The organism is Mangrovibacterium marinum, from assembly GCF_003046625.1.
Taxonomy (GTDB): domain Bacteria; phylum Bacteroidota; class Bacteroidia; order Bacteroidales; family Prolixibacteraceae; genus Mangrovibacterium; species Mangrovibacterium marinum.
This window is the reverse complement of the sequence record NZ_QAAD01000010.1, coordinates 68,319-92,816: the sequence shown is the minus strand read 5'-3', so window position 1 is coordinate 92,816 and position 24,498 is coordinate 68,319. Positions and strand designations below refer to the sequence as shown.

Here is a 24,498-nt window from a genome sequence, read left to right as displayed (position 1 = left end):
TTAATGGTTGATACCGCCCCGCAAAACACTAATTTCAAATTCATCACAGTATGCAATCGCTCTACGAAAGACTCGGAGGATCGGACGGAATTACCAAACTGGTCGACGATATTGTTGAAAACCATCTGACAAACCCAGCCGTTAAAGCCCGTTTTTTACCCTTAAAAGATGACCAGGATCACTTCGCCAAAACACGACAACATCTGATCAATTTTCTGGCCTCCGGAACCGGAGGACCCGAAGTGTATGAGGGTAAAGAAATGATCCCTGCCCACCGGGGTATGAATATCAGCAAAGCAGAATATCTGGATGTGATTGACGATATTATGAGCGCTTTAAACAAGCACAACATCGACGAACAAACACAAAAAGATGTACTCGCTATCGCCTATTCCCTGAAAGATCAGATTATCGGGCAATGAAGCAGCAGCCCGCAGCAACAGGCTTCTGCCCACGGTTCATGAAGCCTGTTGCTTTTCGTTTATCCCCACGGCCCAACACACTGCCGACGGCCAATTGCAGTTGATTGGACCTTCAACGCCGGGCTCCCCGCAAAGGGTTCTTCGGCGATGCTCAAACAACAAATTCACTGCTATTTTTGCAGATTAAAGTTGTAGCCCTTATTTTTGGACCGAAAAACTAATCCAGTCGGTTTTCTATGAATAAAGACGAACTTGTAAAACTTGAGATCATTGGTCAGGCTCAAAAACTTTTTCAGCAATACGGCCTGAAGAAGACAACCATGGACGAGATTGCCACGGCCTGTGGCAAAGCCAAAAGCACCCTTTATCATTATTTCAACAGTAAAGAAGAAGTATTTGACTCGGTGATTGAAATGGAGCTGACCAAGCTTCGGCGCATGGTAAAAGAGCAGGTTGAAGAACAAAAAACCATTCAGGAAAAGCTAAAAACCTATATGATAGAGTTCCAGAAAGGCACCCTTAGCATGCTGAATGTTTACCGCATTGTAGCGCATGTGAACTACGATAAAAAGTGTCAGCGCGAGCGCTTTGCACGCATGATGGAATTTGAAAAAAACTATGTTTTACGAATTATTCAGGATGCCTACGACTCGGGAGAATTTCGCAGTGTCGCTCAGGAAGACCTTCCGCTAATGGCCGAGTTGCTGTTAGCCGGTTTTTACGGGAGTCTGAAATATTTGATCGACCGGGATGATGATTACGATCAGGAAAAACTGGAACGCTTAGCCGACATCTTCACGTCAAAATTATTCAACTAGAAAGCCCCCTGCAAGGAGCCCAAACACTTCGCCAGTCCGGGGTATAAAACACAGCCAACATGAAAACAACAAGACAACAGCTTTACAAGGCGCTTTGCCTGAAACTAACCACGGCTTCACCGCAAGCCCTGACCACCCTGTACCACCACGTACACTCCCTGAAACTGGGCGAGGAATATATCTTCAAAACAGAACAAGACTTTCGGGGCTTACTTCAGTTTCTGAACAACAGCAACTAAGCCTCCGGGCGCGCTGCTCCGAGCTTTGGTGCGGTTACGCGCAATTTTTTTGTAAACATCCCTTCGGGTGATGCGCCTCCTGCGGTAGGCAGGATTTCCAAACCGCATCGGGGATGCCTTGAATGGCGATCCAGCTCGAACCTGAAGCAAAGGCTCATCCTGTCGCAAACTTTTCTTGGTGGGACTTGCCCCAACCCGAGCTGTTTTTCATTCCTACTTTTGCTCAAAGAGGAACCTTGTCCTACCGGACGGGTTTTCATTTTTGTAGTGACACAAAAACGAAACAAAAAGGTCATGGCTGATTTTTATCTTCAACCGCCATCTGCCGAAAAGCTAAGTTCAACCGGGTGATCTCCTTCTGGCGGCGGAGCTTCCCGGGTTCACTAAGCTTTTCGTTTGATCCCGGTCTTGATAAAAATAGGCCAACTGGTTCCCGACTCTTGCTCATTGATCGCACGGCCTTCTTTCTTATTGATGGCGTTTTAGAACGACAACCCGAAAACTTGAGACAACCACGACCGCCGACAATCCGCGACTTTCATCCTGCCCCGTGATTTCGGAAGTGTTATCCGCTTTTATTGAATCATCAGGTAATTGAGCACAAAAACCACGGCTGCAAAAATGAAACCGTACATAAAGATGTTATAAGCTATGCGCAGCAGCCGGAACTTACGGTACAAGGCTTTACCCAGGGCATATTGATCTTTAATCAGATTGCCGTACAGATAGTCGTAATCGTCCATCATTTCGCGCATGGCCTGGTGATATTTGGGATAAGGTATGCGGTTAAAGTTGCCAAACGACAGTAGGTTAACCTTCCGCTGTTTGAGTTCTTCGTCGGTTACGTTAATCGGTTTCAACTCGGGGCGGCACGAAAGAATTGCAAAAATCAACGATACTAAACTCGACAAAAACAGGACCAGCAGAGCCGGCAAAAACTGCTGATAATCCATGGCTTGTCGTGTTGCAACAGCTGCCGACACGGAAATCAAAATCGAGTTAATCGATATCAGGATGTTGGCTTTTTTGTCGCCAATGGAGCTCAAGCGCATTTGATTGCTGGCCGTCAGCCTAAACATCGACTCAATGCCTTTCTCGGTTGTTTTCTGCTTGGGCTGTTTTGCCGCGTCTTTTTCGGGTTCCTCGTTCAATGTTGTTGTACTTTTGGTGTTTCTCCGGGCTCAGTTGTCTCTCCGACGGTAGCTGATCCGACTGCTAAAATGAAAAAAAATATTCGTTTTCGGAAGACCTCAAGAGTGTTTGATACCGACTCCACCTTACTTGACACGAACTCAAACCAGCTTAATACATCTTTCAATTTATTTGATTCTGACTTCAACATACTTGATATTAAATACAAATTTCTTGATATATCCTTTAACCTATTTAATATCGACTTGCGCTTATTTGACATTCACTTCAACTTATTCAATATATCATTCAACTTATTCGATATCAATTTAAAGCTCTTTGATATTTCCTCAAGCTTTTTCAATATTTCATAGCAATTTTCTCAATACACCGATCAAATACCGATTTGCATCCAGGGTCTTTGCTCCTTTGCCACGCCCCTGCAAGCCGTACAGGAACACTTCACGGCTTTGAGAGGGCAATTCAGGAACAAAAAAAGAGGGCTCGACCTGAAGTCAAACCCTCTCGCTATTCGAATTATTTCGTTTTATCCGGTGCTGGCGGAATGGCCGGTAGCGGCTTGTACTCCGTTTTCACTTTTTCTTTAATCAGCTCAATGGCCTTGTTCAGCTGGGCATCGTTGCCCATATATTCCTCGTAGGGATCGTTATCCAACACCAGGTCGGGCTCAACACCATGGCCTTCAATAATCCACTCGGACTGTTCCGAGGAGAACGAGGCAAACTCGGGCTTGCGCAAGTCGGCACCATCCATAAACGGCAGCGAACCGCTGATGCCCACAACTCCGCCCCAGCTACGGGTTCCGATCACGGTTCCCAGCTTGTAGTGTTTGAAGCCGTAAGGAAACAGGTCGCCATCCGAGGCCGAGTATTTGTCGATGAGCAACACCTTGGGGCCGACCATCATCTTGTTGGGCACCGGAGTGGCATGCTTGTAGTTGCGGCGGGTGTTCTGGCGCTGTACTTCGCGTTGCAAGCGCTCCAAAATCATGGGCGACACATTACCCCCACCGTTTCCGCGATCGTCGATGATCAACGCTTTTTTATTCAGCTGCGGGTAGAACAAGCGGGCAAACATATTCAGTCCATCGGGCCCCATATCGGGAATGTGAATGTAGCCCACCTCGCCGTTGGTCGCTTTGTTCACTTTTTCAATGTTGGTTTGAATCCAGTTGTAGTAGTACAAGTCTGCCTCGTCGGCAATTGGTTTCACCAGCACCTGCCGGGCACCTTCAGCACTTGCTTTGCTGTTCAGGCTCAGCTCCACTTCTTTATCGGCCAGGCCAACCAACATCGCGTACAAATCGTTGGTCGTTGTGGTGCTGATTCCGTTTACAGCCACAATGTAGTCGCCCGCTGTCGCGTCGATCCCAACTTCGGTCAGTGGCGAGCGCAGTTTTTCATCCCAGTTGGCCCCTTTCAGGATCTCGTCAATTTTGAAATAGCCCGACTTATCGGCACTGATTTTAGCGCCCAGCAAACCGGTTTTGATGCGTTTTGGCTCGGGACGTTCACCACTCAGCACATAAGCATGACCTACGTTCAGCTCACCAATCAATTCACCAATCAGGTAAGTCAGGTCATCCCGATGGCGCACATAAGGAACCAAGGCGGCATATTTGTCGTGCATGGCTTTCCAGTCCAGTCCGTGCATATTCGATACGTAAAAGAAGTCGCGCATTTGGCGCCAGCTTTCGTCGTAAATCTGCTTCCATTCTTTGGGGTAATCCACCCAAACATCCATGTTCGAGGTATCCACTGTTTGATCAATTTTAACAGGTCCCGCCGGCAACGAGATAATCGCATATTTCCCTTTCTCGCGAACAATCATCTTCTTGCCATTCGAGGTGATGCCGTAGGTAAATTTGCCCAAATCAGTTTCCTTCTTCGCTTTCAGATCGTACATTTTCGTGGTCACGCCGTGTTCGTATTGCGAATAATAAACTTTGTCGCCAACCAGGTTGACATTGTAATAATTCGACGCTTTAATCGGCAACGACTGGATGCGATTCCGGATACCGTCGAAATCAATTTTCACCGTTTTATCTTCCGCCTTTTCGTCTTTGCTTTCGTCCTTTTTCGCCTCCGTCTTCTCCTCTTCAACTTTCACGGTGTCGTTCTCCAGGGCGAAAGGCGAAGGCGTATCCTTCGACAAAATAGCGAGGTACACGCGGGCCATGTTGGAATAGGCATGGTTCCACTCGGTTGAACTGTAGGTTGGGTTGAAGTCGCGCTCCGACACAAAGACAATATATTTACCGTCGGCCGAGAAGCGCGGCGAACCGCTGTCGTACCAGTTGTCGGTCACATCGTTAATTGCTTTCGACTCGAGCCCGTACACCGAGATCTTCGAGAACTGGTTATCGGTCGGGTTGCTGAAGACAATCCACTTGCTGTCGGGCGACCAGTTGTAAGCATGGACCTGTCCCCACTCCGACTCGATCACATCGGTCACTTTTTTCGTTTCAACATCCACATAGCGCAAGCGCAGTTTCCGGTCGGCCCATAGAATTTTTTTGCTGTCGGGCGACCAGTCGATGCTGAACTTGTAGGTATCGGCACCCGTTGTCAGCTGAATTGCTTTTGCGCCGATTTTCGCTTCCTTCATGTAAATCTCGAACTCGCCGCTTTCGTCCGACAGGTAAGCCACATACTTTCCGTTGGGCGACCATACGGCGTTGCGCTCGTGCACGCCCGGTGTTTGGGTCAGGTTGAGCGTGATCCCCTTTTCTGCGGGCACACTAAAAACATCGCCACGGGCACTAAAAAGCATCCGCTCAGCATCGGGCGACGCATCGGCGTCGAAAATTTGCTTCGAGGCGTCTTTCCATTCATTGCGGGCATAAATGAAGTCGTTGTCGATATACACCGGAACTTTCACCGGCGTCTTGTCTTTCACGTTCATTTTGTAGAGGTAGCCCCCATTTTCGAACACAATTTGGTCGCCGCCAATCGAGGGAAACTTCACATCGTAGGTATCGAAATTGGTTACTTTCGCTGTTGCTCCGGTCTTAGTGTTGTACACAAAAATGTTCATCGTCCGATCGCGATCCGAGCAAAAGAAAATCTCGTCGCCGGCCCACATCGGGAAAATATCCTGGGCATCGTTGTTGGTAATATTCTTTACTTCTTTTGTGTTGAAATCGAAAATCCACACATCGTCGGCCATGCCGCCGTTGTAGTATTTCCAGGTGCGGAACTCGCGAAACACCCGGTTAAAGGCCAGCTTAGTTCCATCGGGCGAATAGCTGCAAAAGCCTCCTTCGGCCAGGGGCAGTTCCTCGGAAAGTCCGCCCTCGGTTGAAACTTGAAACAACTGCCCTTTAAACGAGTTGAAGCTCTGCTTGCGCGAGCGATAAATGATTTCCTGACCATCGGGCGACCAGCCCATCACAATGTTGTTGGGTCCCATACGGTCCGAAACCAAATCGCGGTTCAGGGTTGCCGTGTAGGTCAGGCGCTTTGGCGAGCCACCTTCTGACGGCATGGTAAACACTTCGGTATTGCCGTCGTACTGCCCGGTAAAGGCGATGGTACGGCCATCGGGCGATATTTTTGAAAACATCTCGTAGCCAATATCCGAAGTTAACTTCCGGGCTGTTCCCCCATCGGCGGGAACCGAATACAAATCACCGGCATACGAAAAGACGATCTGATTTCCCTGAATGGCGGGGAAACGCATCAGTCGTGCTTCCTGACTGCCAGCCTGTGCAATGTTGCAAGCAATCAGCAAAGCCATTAAAAATCCAAAACATGGTTTAATCATAGGAATGTATTTTGCGATTAATAGAAAATCAATTACGAAAGAGACTTCGACCATAAGTAGCGTAAATCAACTAAAAATTACAGTTAAACACCTTCAAAACACATTAAATGAATGCAAAGAATACCTAAGAACAAAGAGCAAAGGCCATTTGTTGCGATAGTTTTTGCACCTTTGCATCAGAAAACGAATGCAAAAAATAACACGAAAACAAGAGCTATACAATGATTGATTTTTGGTTAGTCAGACACGGAGAGACGGTTGAGAATAAGCAGGGAATTTGCCAGGGACAAACACCGGGAACCCTCAACGAAGACGGAATAGCACAAGCCAAAATGTTGGGTGAATTTCTGAAAAATGAAAATTTTGACGCCTATTACTCCAGCGATTTGCTGCGCACGATGAAAACTACAGCCGAGGTCACCAGCTTTCACCCCGAAAAAGAAATCATTCCCGAACCGCTGTTACGCGAACGCTATTTGGCAGCCTGGCAAGGAAATCCCTTCCCTAAAAACTGGAAAGAAATGGATTTGCCGGAGGGGGCCGAAACTGCCGGGGATTTAATTTCCCGTGCCGAAGCATTCATCAAACGCATTAAAGAACAAAATGAAGGACAACAAGTGTTTGCCATGAGCCATGGCGGTCTGATCCGTGCATTCTGGACCGTGCTGCATGGTTTCGACCACGACTCGTACTATCAGTGGGACGCGCCGAAAAACACCAGCATCAGCCGCTTCGAATTACACGAAGATGGAACCGTAAAGGTAATTGCCCGCAACTTTGCCCGGCATTTGGAAGAACTGCAAGTGACTGAACAAGGCAAAAGCCTTAGCGACTGGCAACTATAAAAAGACCTGTTAAACACCCAGCCAGAGTCGTCCGAGAACGTAATTATCGATTCGTGCGCTTGCGAAAACCCAGATATTATCAGCATAGCGGATTCAAATAAATACCCTGCCTTTCGGAATAACCGACCTCCAACAACCGCCCAACCTTCTGAACACAGACGATATCTGTCGTGCGGTGAGCTTACTTAAAAACACGCTTTACTTTAAGCTCGAATACCGGTATCCGTTCGTGCTGCCAGTTCAAACACGCATCTGGATTCGGAATTATACACGAAAATTTGTTTCGTCGCGTTAACTGGTAGCCTTGCCCCGTTTCAAATTTAAGCGTTATCCCGAGGCACGAACGAATAATTTCTCCCCCCTCTGATTACGCCCCCAAATGCCAAACGAATCGGCATACCATACAAAAAATTTGCTAATCCCCCCTAAACATAAACTACCGTCAACCGACATTCGCAATTGTATTGGCCAAAGGCAGCAAAACCACGCCCCACCTCGTAGCACAGCAGTTGCATTTTACACTGGAGCCCACAACTCGACACAACACGCCAACCCGATGAACGCTCCAGCACATAAGATACCAACACCTCCGGCTTTTTTTGTAAAACGGACACCACTTTCATGTCCGACACAATACAAAATAAATAATTCTCAAAAAATTAAATAACGATCATTTGTTTATCCTTATAAATTTATATATCCTTGTAAACAAGAAAATAAATGAGATAATCATTCCCGCACAACGATGCGCAATTTTATCTCTGCTTTTTTGAAACCATAAAACAACGCCCAATATCTAATTTAAATAGAAAACGATACGATGATCATTTTTTGCAGTTAAAACATAACTCTTGACCGAAACAAATTGCACCCAGTAAATCCTCTTGACAACCTCTGTGAATATACTGACATGGAGTTATGATTTACAAGCAAACGGCGAGCCACCTGCAGCATCGTATTAAATTTTAATATGGTAATTATGGCTTTTTGTACAATCCTCGGGAAGATAATCCTGTCAGTGTTGGTGGGATTTTTGTTGGCTGGTGGCGGCTGGCTGCTTGCGGTATTCCTAACAAAAGCAGCCAATCAATCAGATCAGCTAAAAGTAGGACATCATGTACTCTGCTTTTTTATTGCTGTTTTTACGTTCATCGTTTATCAGTTTATTGCTGTAACAGGCACCGGGCTGCATTATATCGACAAGACTACAAGAACTGTAAGAACGGAACTGGCCAACAACCCTTACTTGCAGGAGCAAATCAGATCGATCGCCGCCCAAACACCCCAAACCGAGGAATCAAATACACAAGAGCAGGCGGAAGCGTTAATTTCCAATATCAATTTGTCAATCAAACAAAAATATCCCCGGATAAGTAAAGTTGTGGATTTCGACAATTTAGAACAGAATAAGAAATTCAAAAGTCGACTCGCCCGTTTACTTGCCGATGCCGAGAGAGATAATGCACAAGGCCTGATCGAGGCTTTCTCAGATCAGTATATTGCCGGTTTGCGCAAGCCCTTAGCTCGAACACGTCTGAAACTGATCATTTTATTGACAGTGGTCCAGCTCGTACAAGCCGTTGTTTTAGTAGTCTGGGCGAATCGCTCCTCCGCTCCCTTTTTTGATGATTCTTATAACTCATCTTTTGACTATTAGCTTATGCTCACTGATCTGACGAATATCATTATAGACGGTTTACAATTACTGAACCGGCTCCATCTTCTTAAAGTTATTTTGGGAGCTTTGCTGCTTGCGGTGCTATGCTGGTTTATTTGTTCCTGGTATACCAAACTATGGAACAAATCTTTTCAAGTCAGTACGAAACATCATCTGCTCTGCGCACTTTCGGCTTTACTAACCTTCTTTTTCGTGTTGGCCTTTGTAGGAATCCGCAATCTCAGACCGGTTGCTGAAGCCACGGTTGAAAAATGGAGTTCCGCGCTCCGGGAAAATGGGCAGTGGCAGGATCAGACCTTTAAGGACGCCTATGATGCCTTAAAAAATACGGGATGGGAAGATTTCAGCGAAGTTCCGTCTCCCGATCAAGCTGATGCCTATCTTCCTTGTTCGAAAGAGTCCAGTATGATACTGACGGCCAATCTGTATGCAGAAAAAGCCTGCCTCGATTTTTCTAAAAAACATTCTTTTCTGGACATGATCCTGCCCTCCGAATCCCGAATTTCAAAGGAGATAATCAAAAATGATATGGACAACTATTTCCGCAGCAAAGGCGAGTTTTATCCGATACCGCGAGCTGTAGAACTGGCTTCCGTCCAGATTAGGGATGAACTGCTGAAGAAAACACCCCGGGTGGTATTCCTGGGACGTACAATGCTTATTATACTTTTTCTATTGATACAACTAATCCCTTTAGGGATAATTGGATACTGTGCCTATAAGAACTTAAAAATAGCTAACAAATAAATCTACAACTATGGATCTGCAAAAAAACCACATGATCATCGGGATTGGCGGAACAGGAGGTAATATCCTAAAAGCCATCCGGAAAAGACTTTTCCAGGAGGTAAAAGAAGAAGACAGACGAAATGTTCCCGTCGGATTTGTTTATGTTGATTCCAGTATGGAAAACATGAAGCCAAACGATCCGACGTGGAAAATAATGGGTGAAAGTGCCCAGTTGGGGAAAGATAGTTTCCTGTTTATCCGCGGAGCCTCACTCGGCGGTCAACTGGAAAATGTCGATAACTATCCGGGCATACGTAGCTGGATCGGCGACCGGAAAATATGGGATAACCTGGTTGGCTCGGTGGGAGACGACGGAGCTGCTGCCCAACGGCGGCGCTTGGGACGGTTCCTGTTTTCGTGTGCCGCTTCCGAATACGAAAGCATCCTGAAGAACCAGGTAAAAGCGGTTGTCGAAAAAAGCCGTAAAACCGATGTTACCTTTCACATTATCGCCGGACTGGCAGGAGGAACAGGAAGTGGTTCGGTCGTTGATATTATCGCTCAAACGCGTAAACATTTCCAGTCGGATATAGGCTCGGGACTGAGTTATAAGATTATGGTTTACTGTCTGGTGCCCGAAGCATCCCCGCTACCGGGATGGGACAAGGGATTTTACCATGCCAACGGCTATGCCGCCCTTCAGGAACTGAATGCTCTGGAAGTAAAACGTTTAATTCCGCACGATGTCAGCGGGGAATACCCCCATGTGCCGCTTAACGGGGTAGATAAGGTATTCAATAGTTGTTTTCTGTTTACCAATGCCAATGAAAACGGAATCACAGTTGATACCAAAAAAGATCTACCCAACATCGTTTCCGATCTCATCTTTCACTATATGAGCCTGAGCGTGGATGAGACAACCCGCGCCTTTGAAGATGCCTATACCCTGGAGAATATCGCCGACGGGGAAAAAGAAAACGATGAAACGGCCAAGACACTGGAAATCGCCAACACCCAGCGGCCCGTACGTACCCGACGCTTCAATGCCTTCGGTGTGAAACGCATTGTCAGCCCCGAAGAAGAAATCGTCGAATATATCACCTACAGCTTTGCCAAACAGGCTCTCTTGCAGTTCAAATACAACAATTGGTCGGATGATCTGGGCTACCGAGACGTCCAAAAAAACGAAGACTACAACAGCTTTGTCAACGACCGGGCTACCCTGAACCGATGGATGCTTTCTGACGCCCACATCATGCTTTCAGAGCCTATTCTTCAGAGCGAAAAGGAACAGAAATGGAAAACGTTCCCCGACGAATGGAACGCCACCATCCCGAACCTGGCCAATGCAGCCTGGGCAAAAAACGAAGCGCGTGCCATCAACGAGCTAGCCAAATTCTGCGAAGAACGTTTCGATAAAAACTTCCGCAAGGTCGGCGTCCCCGAGTTCTTCAAAATTAAAGAAAAAGCCCGTCGCGACCTAGCTCGCGAGATCTGCGACACCATTGAACTCGATCTGTTCAGTCAATGGCAGACCGGACAGAAGTCTGTCTATGAGCTGGGACGCCTGATGGACACGCTGATCAGCCATTCGGAAAACCGCCTGAAAGGTTTCGACGCCAAGATCATCTCCAAAAATGAAGAAATCGAAAAATTTTATGGTGCAAAAGTCCAAAACGAACAAGCCTGGTCATCATCCGGACTGCTAACAGACCTCATGGGAAAGAAGAAAAAACTTTTCCAGGCACAGACCACCCTGCTCCAGCAGCTGTACACCAAAAAGACCGAGCTTGAAGGACTCAACTTTGCCAAGAAACTACTGGCCGAGATCCTCAACGAAATGCAATTACTCAATGCCGAGATCAAGCGGTTTTCGGATGTAATTACCAGCGCCCTGACCAATGCCGAGAAAGAAATTAACTCTCGCTGCCAAGAAGAGCACCTTTCAAAAGAATCATTCCAGAAAACAGTTGTGAAGTATTATGATGCCAGCGATGTGCAGGCATTCACCGGACGGGTGACCCGTGATCAGCAAATCCAGTCACAGCAAAGTTCCACTATCCGCAACGCTATCGGTGCGCTGGCTGGCTCTGAACCGACTTTTACCAATATCAACCAGCACATCACCGAAGACGCGCTGATGGATATCTTCTCGCAAAAGTCACGCGAAAGCGCCGTCCATGCACACAACGAATTAATTACCAATAAAAAACAGAAGTTAATTGGCATCAACATCGTTGAGAAGCTAAAAGAACAGTACGGCACATCCGACAAGCAAACGGAACTCAACGAATTTGCCCGCAATGTCATGGAATCGAGCGGGGTATTCCTGTCCTTCGACAAAACAGAGATCAGCCGTCAGCTCAAGAACAACGATGCCCCCCGCCCCGGCGTGATCACCATGCTGAACAGCACACTAATCAGTATTCCACAGTCGCCCGAAAACAAGGAGTTCGTGGCAAAACTCGTCGATGCTTTTAAGAACAATTCCGATGGTAGTAAGCACATTTATGTAGATACTGCAAGCCAGCGTATGAACGAGATCACCGTCATCAACCTCACCTCCTGCTTCTCCCTGCGCATGGTTAACAACGTGAAAAAACTCAAGGAAAAATACGACCTGCTTTTGCGCGGAAATAACCCGGATGTAGCCAGGTTGGTACTCCACCTGGAAGGAGACGGTACACAATATCCGCGAATACTGATGCCTTCTCGGGCTGAATTGGAGGAACAACGAAAAAAAATGGAAGAGAATATCCTCCCCCAATTGCTACTGGCTCATGTTTTGGGCTATATCAACCATGCCGATCGCATGGACGGTACAGGGAAAAAAGCTTTCTTAATTTCGGAACAAGATGAATTCGGCACTCCCCTGCCTCCTGTGGTATTAGGCGAGCGTCTTACGCAGTTACCTGCTGCACTGGACGAGGAAATTGCCGACAAAATCTGCTGCGAGGTAAAGAGCCAACTTTCCGGTGAATACCTGCATCAGGACAAACGAAAAGAAATCCAACCCAACTTGGCGGAATTAATCAAAACAGTCGTACTGAAGGAATGCAACAACAATCTTGCTGACCCCACTTATGCCCGTTTTGTAAATGCCATGCGCGAAGCTATAACTATTCTAAACAACTAACATTATGGAAATGACAAGAAAGGGCAATTGCCTGAATTTTAGCAACTGTTCAAAAGCCGACCGCAAAGAAATCATCGAAGTCGGAGTCACCGAAGATTTTATTTGCCCGGAATGTGAAAGTGAACTGATCGATATCCCCGCCAAAAAATCAGGCGGCAAAAAGGGTCTGGTTATTATTGGTGCTGCCGCTATTTTGGCGCTTATCGGAGGTGGAGCTTTTTTCGCCTTATCCGGAAACCAGGATGAGGAAATCCTATTGGACGAGCCGATTCAGTCGGTTCTCCCGACCGAAACACAAACTCCGGAAAAAGCCCCCGTACCACAAGAAATACAAGCCCCTGCTGAAGCTCAGGAACCGGCTCAGTCCAATAGCAGTCTGTCACTTGGCTTTGGCAACTATAAGGGTGAAACAAAAAATGGTAAAGCCCACGGTATGGGAACGCTTTATTATACCCAGCATCACCTGATCTCGACACGCGACCGGCAGGAAAGATATGCCGCACAAGGTGATTACCTGGTCGGCGAATTCTATAACGGAGAAATTGTGCAGGGTAAATTGTACGACAAGGACAACAAACAAAAAGAAACCATCATTGTTGGCCGTCCAAACTAAAACGCAATGGACAGTTGCTATAAATATCTGCTAATTTTTTTACTGGGAGGGCTGCTGTGTGTTTCGGCACATAGCAGCCAGCCCGGTAATATTGGCTCCAGAAAGCTGGAAGCAATTAGCAAAACGTTAATAAGTCAGTACGGGCTTTCAACAATCGGCGATTTATCGGAACTCACAATTTGTGGGAAAAAACTGGCATACAACCACGATAACAAACAAATATTCAGCAGGCTGGGCATTTGTCTATTCCCTGATGAAATGAGGACAGCAGTCGGTGTAGAGATAGCGGACTTTCTGGAGCGTGCTATGCTGGAATCCGTATTGGAAGAAAATAACGGTAAGCTGAAGCCAAAGCTGAAAGAGTACAATATGGAACTCGAATGGAATCAGATTCCTTACGGCAGTCCATTATTTCATTCGCTGGCCGATGGATTAAACACCATACACGACCAAAGCCGTTTTTTATTAACACACGATTCGTTAACCTATTGTGCAAATTGGTTAAATGACGACAACAGCTCATTTACTGTTCGCTTCCCCGCTAATTATGAATTAATACTAGGGAAAGATAAAAAAGAGCTGGACGACCAACTGGGGATAAAACTAAAACAACATGCTTGTACCAGGAAAAACCCACCCAAGCCACTTCCGAAACTGGATGTTCTTGAAAAAGGAAAAAACTTTCTGATACAAAAAGGAAATTCCTTGTTTATCGAGGATATGAACAGCAACACTTATTTCAAAAAGTCACCAACAGGTGAGATCCAGTGGTTATATGATGAACAGTTTGCTGCCCAAACGCTTGCCAACCTGTTTTACCATGATGATCCTCAAGCCGAAAACATCCGGCTGAAGATCCTTCATCGTAAATACGGAAAAAAAACCGATGAATACCTGATTTCACTAGCGCAACTAACTTGCTTTTTTGATGAAGGATTTGATACCTATATCGGCTTTGAGCAAACCAGCCAGCCTGATTTGACAGCCGTTGTCTTCTTTTACAATACAAAAACAAATTACCTGAATATGCTCCGGGTGAAAACAAAAGCCAGCGCCCTCTTTAACCAAGGGATACTGGAGTGCGAGTTACATTCGTATATCCCCGAACATAACATTAAAAACCTGTTTGGAACCTACCGGGATACCGGTAAACTCTTCCCTGCAAAATTGTAACGTAATGAAACAAATACTAACCATACTCCTATTCTGCTTTATTAGCCTGTATGGATCATCCCAGAATAAACGCAATAAGGAGCGAGACATTAAAACAACCGATCTGTATCTGTACGGCGAAGCAACAGCCGACACACAAGACGAAGCAACAAATCTGGCCAAAAAGATGCTGGCATCACGTATCTATGATTTTGAGCCGGGACTGATCAACAATAGTGAGAGCCTCGAACAAGCCATTGACAAAAGTGAGCATTACATCTCCATGCCACGCGGAATTAAATTTCGCACCATCGCCTTTATGCTGAAAACAGAGGTCCAAGAACTGGCTAACGATGCAGCAATGGCCACGGCGGAGGAGTCGGCCACAACCGATAAGCCTTCACCTGCGGCAAGCCCGGAACCCGAACAAGCAGCCGCCCCGGTGCCTGTTGCTGCCGTAACGCCTCCACAAGAGCAAAATCCTCAATCGGGCGAACCAGCCGTTCACCGCCAATCGCTAGCCGAAATTGAACAAGAAACACAAAAACGCAATCAGGCTGAGGCGACAGCCGATGAAAAACACGCTCAAACATCAACTGATGAGACCTCGGAGCAACCGCAAATCAGAAGCAGTTTTTCATCCGGCGAAGACTTACTGCAGTACATCCTGACTATTGAGGATGCTAGAATCCTTCAAAAACTTTTTGATGAACAAAAAGGAAAGGGCATGATGATCTACGGAGGGAAAAGCACCTTATCCTTTCCCGACAAATGCTACCTGGTGGTTTACAGCCGCAACGGGGTGGTCAAAGCTTATCTTGACAAAGGACGCGTAAGTCGAAAAAACCTGTTAACCGATACGATGGAAAGTCTGAATAATTACGGAAACGAACCATTTATCTGGTTTCAATTAATGAACTAAAATTAGCATCTTCTAAAAGTATATCCTTATGAAACTACTCTGTTTAAAGCGCTTTTTGGTTATTTTTTTACTGCTGCCGCTATGGTCTTTTGCCCAACACACAACCACGCTGGAAATCGAAAACCAACTGGATAGTGAGGTATTAAAAAATAATATCCAAAAAAATATCTCTGAATTTCTCAGTGAAATTAACCTGGCTTATTCCGAAACAAAAGCTCCCAAACTCTCATCCAAGTATATCACCAGCGAGGCAAAATCGTCGGTATTGGCCATGTGGGAGACCAGCCCTTTTTACTGTGTCGAATCGTGGATGATGGAAAAATGCCTGAATACGGCTACCGGATTCCAGGTTCGGAATATTCCGATGTTCATGAAAGAAGCAAACGACCAGATGGATCTTGTTATCGGAGTGAACAGCTCGGGGATTATCGACGATGTACATATTGCTATTGCCATGCAACAATACATGACCGTTATCGAGTCCAACAAATCCGTGACCGATTTGCACCGCCGTCAGGTTATCCTTGACTTTGTCGAGAATTTCCGAACTGCGTACAACCGGAAAGACCTGCCCTTTTTACAACAGATTTACAGCGACGATGCTCTGATTATCACAGGGAAAGTCGTCAAACAACAAACCGGATCTGACCAGGTGTTCAAAAGTCTTGGGGAAGAAAAAGTCATTTATCAAACCCAAACAAAAAAACAATACCTCACGAACCTTGCCCGTGTTTTTAACAATAACCAATACATCAATCTGAATTTTGAAGAAATAGAAATTACCCAACATCCGAAATGGGACGAAATTTACGGCACCTCATTCAAACAGGACTGGAATACGAGTAATTACAGCGATACCGGTTATGTGTTTCTGATGATCGACTTTAAAGATGAGAATAATCCGATCATTCATGTGCGAACATGGCAACCTGAAAAATATAACGGGAGAGCCCTTCCAGCGGAAGAACGATTCGACCTGGGCTCTTTTGATATAATTAACTAAAAAACCTCAAAAAAAATGATGAAAAAAAACCTAAGTGGGCTAATCATGCTTCTATTATTAACACTGCATGTAGCCGGACAAAAAACAATGACCTATGAAGCAAAGGACAGCGGACTGGCAGTTCCGCGTGTGAACAATGACGAAGCCGTAGTGATCATTTCGTCGCCCGACTTGTATGAGCTCAGCTTTGAATCAACTATGGACAAAGCAGTTAATCATTACAACACCGTCAATGAAAGTAGCTATAATTACTACTTCCTGAAATTTACAGCAGGCGACCTGTATCGGGGTCGAAAGCTGGAAATCAAGGTCGATGGCTACGACAAAACCGTGATCCCTATTCCCTTGAAAGCCAAGGAAGTTTTAAGTTTCTATGTCTACGACCCCGACGGAATGGTCGGTGTGGGTTGCTATTTCCAGAACCGAAATGAAGGAAACGACTTTTTCGAAAAAGCTATGTATGTTGAAGCCAAGGAGAAATACAAACTGGCGCTGGAGTGCACCGACAAACCTGAAGAAAACGATGTTGCAAAACGCATTGAAGACGCCGATATGTGTACCTTTCTGCGTCGTAAAGCCGATAATGCTTTCAGTGCAACAAATTACGAAGAGGCGGAAGAATATTACAAGGAAGTGTTATCGATCAACGCCAACGATGAATATTGTACCACCAGAGTAGCTGATTGTGAGGAAGCTTTTGCCAATATCAGCCGCAAGGTTTACGGGGTGGTTGTTAACCGTGACCACGAACCACTGGCCAAGGTTGAAATAAAAGGAGCTGTTCCGGGAGCGAAGAAAAATAAATATGTTGGCGAAAAATCTATTGGATTTACCGATGAGAATGGCCAATATGCGATTCTACTCAAGCAGCAATACGATGTGATTGAATTTTCAACGCCCTTGTATAAGAAAGTTTATATGGAAATCCCGCGAGACAGTGTTAACAGGGTCGACATCAGCATGAAACCGGCCAATGCCATCCAAGGTATTAGCATTGGTAATGCGATTCTAAATACGCTTAACGAAGAAAATTAATAAAACGATGTGCTTGACTAAAAGAACACCTGATTACCGATAAACGAAACGTTTAAACATTCAAATTGAACCATAAATCTGAGTCAATGAAGTGAAATATAAATGGCTCTTACCGATTAATATTCGGTTTTGTATCAACTTATAACAAATAAATTTAAACAGATGAAAAAATTAATTTACCTATTAAGCTTTGTAAGCTTATTTGCATACGCATGTAGTGATTCTGATGATGTAGAAATTGACATCACTGATATTGATGCGCCAAATGATGCTATTGCAACTGATCTTGCTAAAAGATATACCGATATTGAAATTGTAAGCTGGGAAGAACAAGATGGTTATCATGTAGGCAAATTCTTTGCCAATCAAAAGACAAAATCAACAGCGAAAGATTCGATTATAGTATGGTATGAACCAAATGGAGATTGTGAATTGACCAATGTTAAGTTTGATCAAGTACCTCAGAATATTCTTACGATTGCAAAAACAGCAACCCTTTATGATGAAAGTCAGGAGTTGGTACATGCAAGTTATTGCGAAAGACCTCAAGGTACTTGTTATAAACTTTTGTTTGTAGCGGATTATGGTAGTGAATCGTATAAAGATGTTATAACCATTTTTTGCTCAGAAGAGAAAATGATAGGGCAAACTCTTGATATGGATGTAGATGCTAATTTTAGTGGTTATGAAGAAATTGCTCCCAATGCTAAATTGAAAGAATATTTGGATGCCAGATATCCGGATGAATTAAGATTACAGATGTATGTGGATGATTCTTACCATATTTGTGATTGTTTAGTAAATGACGACTACATTGTATCTGTAGAGTATAGAGAAAATCAGGATGAATTTAAGGAATTTGCTACTTTAAAACTTTCGCAATTACCGGAAGCCTTAAGACAAGTGGTATTGGCACAAGATGCTAATTTAAATGATGACAATTGTGAATCAGAAAGAGTTTATACTCACAAAACTAAAGAAACTGTGTATTATATTGAAACAGATGATGACAGTCCTGCTAATGGCAAATATGACGAAAATGGTAACAGAATAAATTAATTCTAATAGAAGAGTTGTTTAGATTACAATATAGAAAAGCGTCACTTCCAATAAGGGAGTGGCGCTTTGTTTATATAAATAAATTGATAGCAATAGCCCGATTAGTTATCACGTATCCGTCTCCACGATAACGTATAGGCTTTCGGGATTATTCTTTCGATTTTCACATCCTTGAGTTTTGCTAAAGAAAGGATGTACTATGATTTTTAATTTTAATGAAACCTCTCGTTTTTATTTCTATCGGGAGCCGGTTGATGGTAAGCGTCTCCGCGATGACGCTTACTTATTTCCCATGCACGGCATACTGAAAAAGAAGCTGTCCCAAAAGACAGCTTCTAATATTCTAACTAAACTAGCTACTACACTCAATTAGGTAGCTTATCTTAAGAGGAACTAATATCCCGGGTTTTGCATCGCTGATTTTTCTTCAGCAGTCAAAGCACTACCACTTTCGTTGGTAATACCATCCAAGAAGCTCTGCGGAATAGGTCTCAGGTAGTGCGTATTCGCATTGAATACAGTATTACCACGAACATATCCGTCGTTGAATGCTTTCCATCGTGATTCCAATGTTTTCGTACGAGCTAAATCTTTCCAACGTAATTGTTCACCACATAGCTCACGAGTACGTTCGTTCATTAAGAAACACATCATTTTATCTGCATCGCTGGTACATCCTAATTTTTCGTAAATCGGACTATCAACGTCAGAATCTAAGATATCTGATTGCGAATTTAATGTCATTGCGGAGGTCGTTGCTGCTGTTGTTACAGCCATGTCATTATTCGACTCGTAATAGGTATTCTGATTCCAGAAAATGGCACCTTCCGCTGAATAACCGCCACCTTTGCCTTCACAGTATGCATTGTTTGCATAAGCCTGTCCTCCGTCTATATGAGCAGAACGATCTTCACCAGCTTTGTAAGCACCCCGAGTACGCAACTGATTAAAATACGGGATTGCATCATCATAGTTTCCTTGTCGGATATAGGCTTCAGCAACCATCAACACATCTTCTGCAGAACGAGCGATAATACCATCACGTGTTCCAAACTGAGAAGAAATTGCAGTACGATATCCATCACGATATTTTGATAAAGCTACCGAACGCTTTTGTACGCCGTAGTAACCATTATTACCGTGCTGGCCTACCCATGCCTGATCTTCTCCTTCGAAATAGCGAACAAAAGTATGCGTGGGTTGCATTTCTCCGTTCTTCATTACTCCTGTGGCATCATCATCAACATCAGTATAACGCTCATCACCAGCGTTGTTAACAATGTATTTGATTCCCAATTCACCGCCATTGAAACGTTTAGCGAAAACGGTGTCACCATCAGCTGCAATTTCGATAATTGGATTAACACCAGCTGGTGCCAACATATAGTTACTTGAATTCCAGGAAGGAGCTGCACTTGTGTTGTTTGAACCATAACAAGTGATGAACGATTTCCAGAAACGAGAGTCATTCACACGGTCAAATACATCCATTGCATAATTTGTTGAACGGGCAAAAGAGAATTCACGATCACCGGAAATATCGCGGGTACATCCGGGCAGATCCATATATACCGAAGGATAATACAAATGCATTTGGTTTCCGTAACGTCCCCAGGTTGTTGCATCATCCGAGAACTGAGCTGCAAGTACAATTTCCGAATTTGTCTCATTATCACTATTTGCATACTGATAGTCCCACAAATCAGCATAATCAGTAGCCAGAGGGTGTGCTGCAACAACCTCCTTCGCATACTTAATAACTGCTGTTAAGTCGGCATCAACATACGAAGAGTTCCAGTCATCATTAATTTCACTGGCACGAGTTAAGTGAGCTTTAGCCAGGAAGTGAGCTGCAGCTGACTGAGTTAAACGACCAGTCTGAGAAACAGATGCTGGTAGGTATTGATAAGCTTCTTCCAAATCGGAGATGATTTGTCCATAACAGTCTTCGGAAGTTTCACGCGTAAAATACGTTTCAACCGTTGTCGAAGGGTTCAGTTTTAAAGGCACACCACCATATTCCTGTACCAATTGGAAATAGAAATATCCACGAAAAAAATAAGCTTCACCTAAACGAGTTTCGTAAGTGTCGCTATTTTCATCGTAATACAAAGGAATATTCTGAATCAAAGTATTGGCAGACTCAATCGCTGCATACATGTTATCCCAAACCGGTTGGTTAGAGCCTGTTTCGGTTGAACTTAAGTCAGCACTATAACAGTTATAAGCCGGCCCTGAGTTATTCGCATCAGTAAATTCGTCAACCCCGAGGTTATAAATATTGATTGCCCAAACATAGTTAAACTGGAATTTAAGCTTGGTATAGGTACCGGTCGTCAACTCATCCAAACCTTCTTGAGTCTGAAAACGATCTGTACTATAATTCGTTGTATAATCTTCCTTCAAGAAGTCATTAGTACATGAAGCCAACGACGAACCAATGGCTGAAGTTATCAATAATGTTTTGAATATATTTTTTAATCTCATCTTCTTAATTTTTTACATTAAAATCCAACATTTACACCAAACACCAAACTTTTTGTAGTCACAGGTGAACCAATCGTTGTTGTATTATTATCGTAATTGATCATGTCTGTATCCAAATAATCACACTTGCTGTAAATCGTTACAGGGTTCATACATTGCACATACATTTTCAATGTTGAGATCCCCAGGCGTTTTAACTGATCCTTTTGGAATTTATATGCCAAGTTAACATTACGCAGTTTGATGAACGTTCCATTCTGGTAACCTTGTGATGAAGCATAAGTATCAGCCGCTTCTCCGTTTGAACCCGGAGAATAATATTCAGCATCTTCGTTTGTGCCAGCTACCCAGTAATCTAACTTACGTTTTGCGTAACGTCCGTCCAAAGTTTCAGCACCTGCTTTAAAGATTCCTCCCCAACGAGAGTAAATAAAGAATGAAAATTCCCAGTTTTTATAGCTGAATGTATTCGTCATACCGGCAGTCCAGTCAGGACGGGTTGTACCAACAATCTGACGGTCATTATTGCCATCAATTGCGTCATCTTCATTTAAGTCCTTTACTCGGATTTGTCCTGGTTTACGACCATATTTTGCCGCTTCATCAGCTTCATCAGTTTTCCATACACCGTCGTATACATAGTCGTAGTAAACGCCGATGTTTTCACCAACAAACCAAGCGTTGTTAATATCTTCCTTGTTACCGTTAGCCAGTTTCACAATCTTGTTGTCATCTTTTGACCAAGTCAGGTTTGTTGACCATTCAAAATTTGACTTTTGAATATTTACTGTATTCACCTGCAAATCAATACCCCAACCTTTTGTTTCACCAACGTTATCGTAAGTTGAAGTATAACCGGTCAATGATGGGATTGTCATGGCTAATAACAAATCAGTTGTTTTTGTAGAATAAACATCAGCCGCACCACTAATGCGTCCTTTTAAAAATGAATAGTCTAAACCTAAGTTATACTGAGCAGTGCGCTCCCAACCTAAATCAAGGTTCGCCATTTTAGGAGGATTCTTAGCTGATGGGTCTGAAGCTAAATAACCTAACGATGAGTTGTCAGCGCTCCAGTTGTAGTAAGTTGTCATCAGGCCCCCCTTAGTTGCATAAGCTGAAATAGCTGAGTTACCGGTTACACCATATCCCAAACGAAGTTTCAATGCACTAATCCAATCAACATCTTTCAAGAAATCTTCTTGTTCCATTCTCCATCCCAAAGCCAACGATGGGAAGGTTGCCCATTTGTTACCTTCCGCTAATTGAGATGCACCATCCCAACGAATTGAAGCTGTCAACAGATACTTATCGTTATAGCTATAGTTTCCACGAGCCATATAAGAAGCCATTTGAGTCTCGGTTAAACTAGTTCCATAAGACTGGATGTCAGCCTGAGAACTCAAATTATTCCATAACTCATCAGAACTTGCAACGTTTGCTTTCAGCGACATGTCATCCGAATGGTATTTAGATGCAGACTGCATCACTGTTAAACCAACTTTATGGATGTCATTCAAGGTGAAATCATAATAAATCAGGTTATCCAAAGTCCAGGCAATCCGTTGACGAGTGTATTTATAACCGACATTGTTTCCATCACCGTTAATACCGCGGGCATCGTTGAATTCGCCATTCTTCTGATCGTTGAATTCAGGCCCGAATTGCAAACGGTATTTCAGTCCTTTTAAAACAGGACTCATTTCACCAAAGTCAAGTTGCGCATAAAGACTTCCGTTCAAGCGTAAGTTCTGACGTTGGTTCTTGTTGTATTTTGTTTCGTTGATCGGGTTAATAATATTGGTGTCACCGTTTGGTGCATAAATATAATCACCATTCTCGTCAAAAGGCACAGTCCATGGTAACATGGATCTCAATGCAGAATAATAGTCACCGGCACCAGTCACTGATTTTGAATATTTGTAACCATAGTTCTGGTTCGACCAAGCGATGTTCGCATGCATTCCCATTGTAAACCAATCAACAGGAGTTGCTTCAAAAGAAAGTTTACTGGTATAACGCTCATAAGATTGGTCTACAATCGTTCCTTCTTCATTCAGATATCCGAAAGAACCGTAGCCTTTCATTCTCTTATTACCACCAGAAACGCTCACCGTATGTTCATGAGCTACTCCGGTTTGTTTCCCTAATGAAGCCCAATCGTAACTACCTACTTTATTCGAATCGTAAGACGTACCATCCCATGCTTGTGCAATATTCGCGAAAGAAGCTCCAACTGATCCATAAGTAGCTAAGTCAGCTGCGTAAGTAGCTGTTTCTGACTTATAAATACCATTATTCATCTTTGCAATACGGGAATAGTCCAGCCATTCAGCAGCATTCATCATCTCCATCACATCATACATTTTGCTGATTTTCACAGAACCATTGTAGTTGACAGAAATTTTACCTTCTTTACCTTGTTTGGTCGTGACTAAAATAACCCCGTTAGCACCACGCGAACCATATACCGCAGTCGCCGAGGCATCTTTCAATACGTCGATTGATTCAATATCACTCGGGTTGATATTTTCAATGCCACCACTCTGAATCACCATCCCGTCTACGACGTAGAGTGGGTTCTGATCTGCGGTGATTGAACGTACACCACGAATTTTAATTGAACCAACTTCACCAGGACGTTGACTGTTGGTGATATCCACACCTGCCGCTTTACCCTGCATACCTTGCAAAGCATCTTTAACCGGCATTGATTGAAGTTCTTCGGCTCCGACCCGAGCTGAAGCTCCCGTTACGTCGCTTTTCTTTTGTACCCCGTAACCAACAGCAACAACTTCTTCCAGACCAATCGTTTCTTCTTCCAAAGCTACATCGATTACTGATTTATTGGCAGGGACTTCGAGCGTTTGCATACCCACAAACGAGAACACCAAAATATCGGTACCCTTTGCACTAATGGTGTACTTACCGTCAAAGTCGGTGATTGTACCGGTGGTCGTTCCTTTAATCAAAACAGTAACACCGGGAAGCGGACTACCGTTTGTGTCGGTAACAACCCCGCTTATCCGAGCTTGTTCGCTACCGCCGATTTTACCTTCTACTTCTGGCGTAATAATGATTTGACGATCAATCACCGTGTATTTGATTGCTTCGCCTTTAAAGATTTCATTCAGGACAACCTCAATGCTTTCTTTATCAGCATTGACATCAACAACTTTATTAACATTAATCAAATCGTTGTTGTAGAGGAAAAGAAAATTTGAGTTGTTTTCAATTTCTTTTAAAGCATCTTGTATCGTTGTTCTCTTTAAAATTAGAGAAATTCTATTGCTTTGCGAATAACTTCCGCTTGCAATGGTGGTAAGTACCGAAAGACAAACCAAAAAAACGGTTAGTTTCATCATAATTAATACTTTTAGAAAGGCATTCCTGAAACCGGAGCCCATCATCATTTGATTTTTTTTCATAGATTTGAATAGTAT

The 24,498-nt window shown here is 44.0% G+C and carries 17 protein-coding genes; 13 read left to right on the top strand and 4 right to left on the bottom strand.

The window, feature by feature from the left end; genetic code table 11:
• Nucleotides 1-50: 50 nt before the first annotated feature.
• From C8N47_RS11105 to C8N47_RS11095, 3 genes are all read left to right on the top strand, one after another.
• Entirely contained in the window at nucleotides 51-422 is a 372-nt protein-coding gene (locus C8N47_RS11105; protein WP_107822630.1) for a group I truncated hemoglobin, read from the top strand.
• 236 nt (nucleotides 423-658) lie between these two features.
• Nucleotides 659-1,240, top strand: coding sequence for a TetR/AcrR family transcriptional regulator (locus C8N47_RS11100; RefSeq protein ID WP_107822629.1), 582 nt, complete (start codon nucleotides 659-661; stop codon nucleotides 1,238-1,240).
• Nucleotides 1,241-1,299: 59 nt separating this feature from the next.
• Nucleotides 1,300-1,479, top strand: a complete 180-nt coding sequence (locus tag C8N47_RS11095) for a hypothetical protein (protein ID WP_107822628.1) — start codon at nucleotides 1,300-1,302, stop codon at nucleotides 1,477-1,479.
• Nucleotides 1,480-2,054: 575 nt separating this feature from the next.
• Here C8N47_RS11095 and C8N47_RS11085 read toward each other — a convergent pair.
• Entirely contained in the window at nucleotides 2,055-2,630 is a 576-nt protein-coding gene (locus C8N47_RS11085) for a Pycsar system effector family protein (protein ID WP_107822626.1), read from the bottom strand.
• A gap of 517 nt (nucleotides 2,631-3,147) precedes the next feature.
• On the bottom strand, nucleotides 3,148-6,396 hold the full coding sequence (locus tag C8N47_RS11075; RefSeq protein ID WP_107822624.1) for a S41 family peptidase: 3,249 nt from the start codon (nucleotides 6,394-6,396) through the stop codon (nucleotides 3,148-3,150).
• A 221-nt stretch (nucleotides 6,397-6,617) separates the two neighbouring features.
• On the opposite strand from C8N47_RS11075, the gene C8N47_RS11070 reads away from it, so the two are divergent.
• From C8N47_RS11070 to C8N47_RS11020, 10 genes are all read left to right on the top strand, one after another.
• Nucleotides 6,618-7,241, top strand: coding sequence for a histidine phosphatase family protein (locus C8N47_RS11070; protein WP_107822623.1), 624 nt, complete (start codon nucleotides 6,618-6,620; stop codon nucleotides 7,239-7,241).
• Nucleotides 7,242-8,220: 979 nt separating this feature from the next.
• Nucleotides 8,221-8,898, top strand: coding sequence for a hypothetical protein (locus C8N47_RS11060; RefSeq protein WP_146161508.1), 678 nt, complete (start codon nucleotides 8,221-8,223; stop codon nucleotides 8,896-8,898).
• 3 nt (nucleotides 8,899-8,901) lie between these two features.
• Nucleotides 8,902-9,666 (top strand): hypothetical protein, encoded by a 765-nt coding sequence (locus C8N47_RS11055; protein ID WP_107822620.1) that lies wholly within the window; start codon nucleotides 8,902-8,904, stop codon nucleotides 9,664-9,666.
• A gap of 10 nt (nucleotides 9,667-9,676) precedes the next feature.
• Nucleotides 9,677-12,784: a tubulin-like doman-containing protein gene (locus C8N47_RS11050; protein ID WP_107822619.1), complete on the top strand. Its 3,108-nt coding sequence runs from the start codon at nucleotides 9,677-9,679 to the stop codon at nucleotides 12,782-12,784.
• Between the two features lie 4 nt (nucleotides 12,785-12,788).
• Nucleotides 12,789-13,397 carry a flagellar basal body-associated FliL family protein gene (locus C8N47_RS18850; protein WP_211316112.1) on the top strand — a complete coding sequence of 203 codons (609 nt, stop codon included), beginning with the start codon at nucleotides 12,789-12,791 and terminating at the stop codon, nucleotides 13,395-13,397.
• Nucleotides 13,398-13,655: 258 nt separating this feature from the next.
• Entirely contained in the window at nucleotides 13,656-14,570 is a 915-nt protein-coding gene (locus tag C8N47_RS11040; protein WP_146161507.1) for a hypothetical protein, read from the top strand.
• Between the two features lie 4 nt (nucleotides 14,571-14,574).
• Nucleotides 14,575-15,471 (top strand): hypothetical protein, encoded by an 897-nt coding sequence (locus C8N47_RS11035; protein ID WP_107822617.1) that lies wholly within the window; start codon nucleotides 14,575-14,577, stop codon nucleotides 15,469-15,471.
• Nucleotides 15,472-15,499: 28 nt separating this feature from the next.
• Nucleotides 15,500-16,474 (top strand): hypothetical protein, encoded by a 975-nt coding sequence (locus C8N47_RS11030; protein WP_107822616.1) that lies wholly within the window; start codon nucleotides 15,500-15,502, stop codon nucleotides 16,472-16,474.
• A 15-nt stretch (nucleotides 16,475-16,489) separates the two neighbouring features.
• Entirely contained in the window at nucleotides 16,490-17,509 is a 1,020-nt protein-coding gene (locus C8N47_RS11025; protein WP_107822615.1) for a DUF2225 domain-containing protein, read from the top strand.
• Nucleotides 17,510-17,671: 162 nt separating this feature from the next.
• On the top strand, nucleotides 17,672-18,568 hold the full coding sequence (locus tag C8N47_RS11020) for a hypothetical protein (RefSeq protein ID WP_107822614.1): 897 nt from the start codon (nucleotides 17,672-17,674) through the stop codon (nucleotides 18,566-18,568).
• 393 nt (nucleotides 18,569-18,961) lie between these two features.
• Here C8N47_RS11020 and C8N47_RS11015 read toward each other — a convergent pair whose 3' ends face one another.
• Nucleotides 18,962-21,055, bottom strand: a complete 2,094-nt coding sequence (locus C8N47_RS11015; protein ID WP_107822613.1) for a RagB/SusD family nutrient uptake outer membrane protein — start codon at nucleotides 21,053-21,055, stop codon at nucleotides 18,962-18,964.
• Between the two features lie 17 nt (nucleotides 21,056-21,072).
• Nucleotides 21,073-24,483, bottom strand: coding sequence for a TonB-dependent receptor (locus C8N47_RS11010; RefSeq protein WP_211316111.1), 3,411 nt, complete (start codon nucleotides 24,481-24,483; stop codon nucleotides 21,073-21,075).
• Between the last annotated feature and the right edge of the window lie 15 nt (nucleotides 24,484-24,498).